1 protein-coding gene is annotated in these 4,204 nt (G+C 30.6%); it reads right to left on the bottom strand.

Annotated features, from left to right (window positions below; genetic code table 11):
• Positions 1–2,981 (bottom strand): restriction endonuclease (locus HMPREF9088_RS06795; RefSeq protein ID WP_040366722.1); only part of this gene is annotated, 2,981 nt, incomplete at its 3' end.
• Positions 2,982–4,204 lie beyond the last annotated feature (1,223 nt).

Raw genomic sequence — 4,204 nt, forward strand, 5'->3', positions numbered from 1 at the left:
TGACGTTTCAACCGTTCATCATTTGTTCCAAAGAACGAATCATCTAACGTATCTTCTTGTTCAGTGGATTCAAAGGTATCAGTCAATACGATTCCTTCAAAAGGTTTGTACTCTTCATGATTAATTTCTGCAAAAGTTGATTCAATATTAATTGCTGCAATATAGTAACTTAATAACACAATTTCATTTGCATGTAGTTCTTGCGTATATTTTCTTGTAACATCAGCTAAAGTTATTTCTCCATTTGATAACTTATCTTTTAGATAATGCAATGTCCGAACAATAAATGTTCCTGTTCCTGTAAAGGGGTCTAAAATATGAACGCCTTCATCTTCAATGGCTTTCCCAAAGTGTTTTTTTAACACATCATCTACTGATTTAACAATGAAATCAACAACTTCCACAGGGGTAAAGACGATTCCTAACCGTTGCGTAGTTTCTTTAAAACCTTTCGAGAAGAATTTATCATATAATGTGATAATAATTCTTTGTTTTGCTTCTGCGTTGTCAATGCCTTCAGCACGTAATTTTACTGAATCATAAAATTCTTTTAATTCATCTTGTTCTTTATTAAATCCACCAAATTTTGACAACTCTTCTACAATTTTATCCATTGCTTCTGAAACAGGATTGTTATTTACAAAGCTATATTCGCCAAATAGAGCTTCAAAAATAGGAGCAGTAATTAGGTGTTGAGCTAACATTTCAATTGCTTGTTTTTCATCAATACTTTCATTGATATTGTGTTGTAAACTCTTTAGAAACTTCTCAAATTCAATAGCGGTTTTAGAGTTTTTATCTTTAATCATAATGGTTATTTGTTCAATATGACGTTGGGCTATTTTCGCAACATCTTCTGACCAATCTTCAAGGTATCTTCTATCTCCTACCTTTTTGACAACTTTTGCATAAATAGCGTTCTCAATTTCTCCCCAATCTAAATCTAAAGAAGTTTGGTAAATGGCATCGTCCTTTTCACCAATTGTTGAAGTATTCTCCATATCTTCAACAGAAGGTGCTTCACCTATACCGATAACGTCCATATTTTCAGGTTTTTTTCTATTTAATTCCAGTTTATTAATCATTGCTGAAAAGCGTTCATCTACTGAACGCAACGCATTTAAAATTTGCCAAACTGCTTCATATTTTTTATTGTTATCCAAAATTGATTCTGGGGTTGTCCCTTCAGGAATAACAATAGGCAGAATAATGTAACCATATTCTTTGTCTTTAAATTTTCGCATGATTCGACCAACTGCTTGGACAATATCTACTTGTGATTTTTTAGGTGCTAAAAATATAACTGCATCTAGATTAGGAACATCTATACCTTCAGTTAAAAATTTCACATTTGAAAGAACACGAGTTTCATCTTCTGCAAAATCCTCTGAAAGCCAGTCTAAGGCTTCTTTCTTTTCTAAGGTATTCATCATACCATCAACATGGCGAACATTGATTGATTGTTGAATGATTTCGTTTCCATCTAGGTATTCATTGACTACTTCATTGAACTGCGAAGAAATTTTCTTTGAATTATTTATAGTGTTAATGAAAGAAATAGCTCTTTGCATAGGTTTTCCTTCAAAAACAGCATCTTTATCTACACTGCTTCTTTTCATCAATCCGTTCCAAACGCCAATTAATTTAGAAACATCATCAACATCTAAGCCATTTTCACTATCAGATAAAACTTTCTGCATGTCTTTTTGAATAACCTTTTCATCGACTGCTAAGACTATTACTTTATAATCAGTCAAAATATCATTTGAAACTGCTTGTCCAAACCCTAATCGAAAAATTTCTTCTCCATAAATATCTTTATTGTCCATTGATGACAAGACAATACTAGAATCTTCTGCTTTTTGTTTCGCATCTGTTCCGTAAATTTTAGGCGTTGCTGTTTGATACAAGCGTTTACTTGCTTTGATATAGTTATTATTATGAACTCTTGTAAATACGCTTGCTTCTTCTCCTAAAGCCTTAGCCCCTGTTGTTCTATGTGCTTCATCACAAATAATGATATCAAATTCAGGAAACCCTTTTTCTTGTGCTTCATGTAGAACTTCAATAGATTGATACGTAGAATACACAACCGTTAAGTCACGTTGATTATTCTCTATTTTTTTATAATTGGATAGTAATTTTTCTGAATCTGTTGTCGCAGGAAAGCCAATATCTTTTGCAGACAATTCATCATCATTTTTCTTTTTAGAAGCATTTCTATCACTTGTCACAGCAAAAGAGTGCATACTTAGTTCCGTGTCATTATTCCAACCAATCAATGTTTGACTCAATAATTGTATACTTGGCACTAAATATAAAACATTAAAGGTTTCTTTATTCGTTTGTTTAGCCATCTTTTCAACTAATTTCAAGCTGGTAAAGGTTTTCCCTGTTCCCGGTGCCATAATTAATTGACCACGGTCATTTTCCTTAAAGTAATCAATTGTTAAATTAATCGCTTCATTCTGATAAGGTCTAGTTTTCTTCACATTCTTTACTTTTACTTCATTCGGTCTACTTGGAATAAAAGATTCCCAAGCAACTTGACTATTTCTTAAATCACTCAAACCAATTTGTGCAACTGGTTTTGATAATTGATTAATCGCTTCATCTGCATTACTACTCAATGAATCTAATGAATACACAATAATTCCATCAGAATAATAAGACTTTCCAAGTTCAGCTAAAAATGAATCAATATGTCTTTTATATATTTTATTGTCATAAAATTTAGCTTGAATAGCAGTCAATTCTCCTGTGGCTTCATTTCTTGCTACTAAATCAACCCCCGTATCTTTTTTGGGGATTGCATATTCTTCTGGAACTTCATTTAATAACCAAACATCTGAAAATAAATTTTTGTATGTTGGTTCATTTTTGAAATAAATTTGTGCGATTTTTTCAAAAAGAGTTCCCTTATCTCTTTGAATCTCATTTGATTGTTCCCTTGCTAATTGAATAAGTTCATCAAATGTCATTATTTTTCTCCTTTGTAAAATATTCATTTTAATTATAACAGCTTTCAACTTAATTAGGGATATAAAAAAACCTAGTCTAAAGCAGACTAGGTTTCAATTTCTGGAAAGCTTTCAATAATAGTCCATTCCATTTCTGAACTATTTATTGTTTGATGAATAATATTCTGCACAGTTTCTCGATATACCTGATTTCCCACACAATCATTAGACAATGCCTCTAATGCTAGTAAAGAGAAAATAGCTTGTTTATAGCTTAGATTACTTGTAATAACAGTGACGCATTCAATTCATAATAATAGTCTCCATTCATTTTGATGGTTCTGAAGACCATCATTCAACGTTGCTATAGTCAATAAAAAAATACGATTTTTCTATTCAATCAAATATTTCTTTACTCATTTCAATTTAGAAAGACAAATGCTCTTAATATTTTATCTCCATCAGGACTAATAAGTATTTTTATCTCAAAATTTTTATCAAAAGCCACTTAAAAAATGACACTTGAAAAAGTCAACAAAATCAAGGGTTTTCTACTTATTGACAAAATCAACAGATTGTTGTTATATCAACGTTTTAAAGCACTATTTTTCAAAAAAACACCTGTCAGATACAACGAAGAAATTTTTATGGGTAATTCTACACTTAAAGTTATCTGGGAGGTATTTTTTATATAAACTATTTATATCTGCTTAAATAATCGTTGATAAATCAACGTTTTAAATAACAAAAAAACTTACTTCCTAGCTTTAGATTCAATTCTATATTACCTAAAATGTATTTTAAGATTTTTCAAATCTCATGTATCATTTTGCTATTAAATATATTTTTATTCAATTTTTAAAATCTATAGCTGTTGGTTTAATTTTAATATTTCTTTTTCAATAAGTATACAAAAAAGACAAACAGAGTAATCTACTTGCCCAAAAGGAAAGAGAACAGTGGACTAGACTGTTCTCTTAATTTAAATATGACTTTTTTTGTTTCGCATCTCTATAAATAAGATAACATCCTATTTCTATAATTGCAAATTTGTAGAACACTTTTTATGTTTTAACCTTATGGTTTCACATAATTCAAGCTTGCTTCTGCTGTATCTGTGGCATTCTTGAAAATACCTGCTAATTTAGGTTGTAATGTCTCACGGAATAAAATATATGCGATTAATACGAAAATACCAAAAATTACCACCGCTACGATTACAAAAAGTCCTTGTGAAGCTCCAT

The organism is Enterococcus italicus DSM 15952, assembly GCF_000185365.1.
GTDB lineage: Bacteria > Bacillota > Bacilli > Lactobacillales > Enterococcaceae > Enterococcus_G > Enterococcus_G italicus.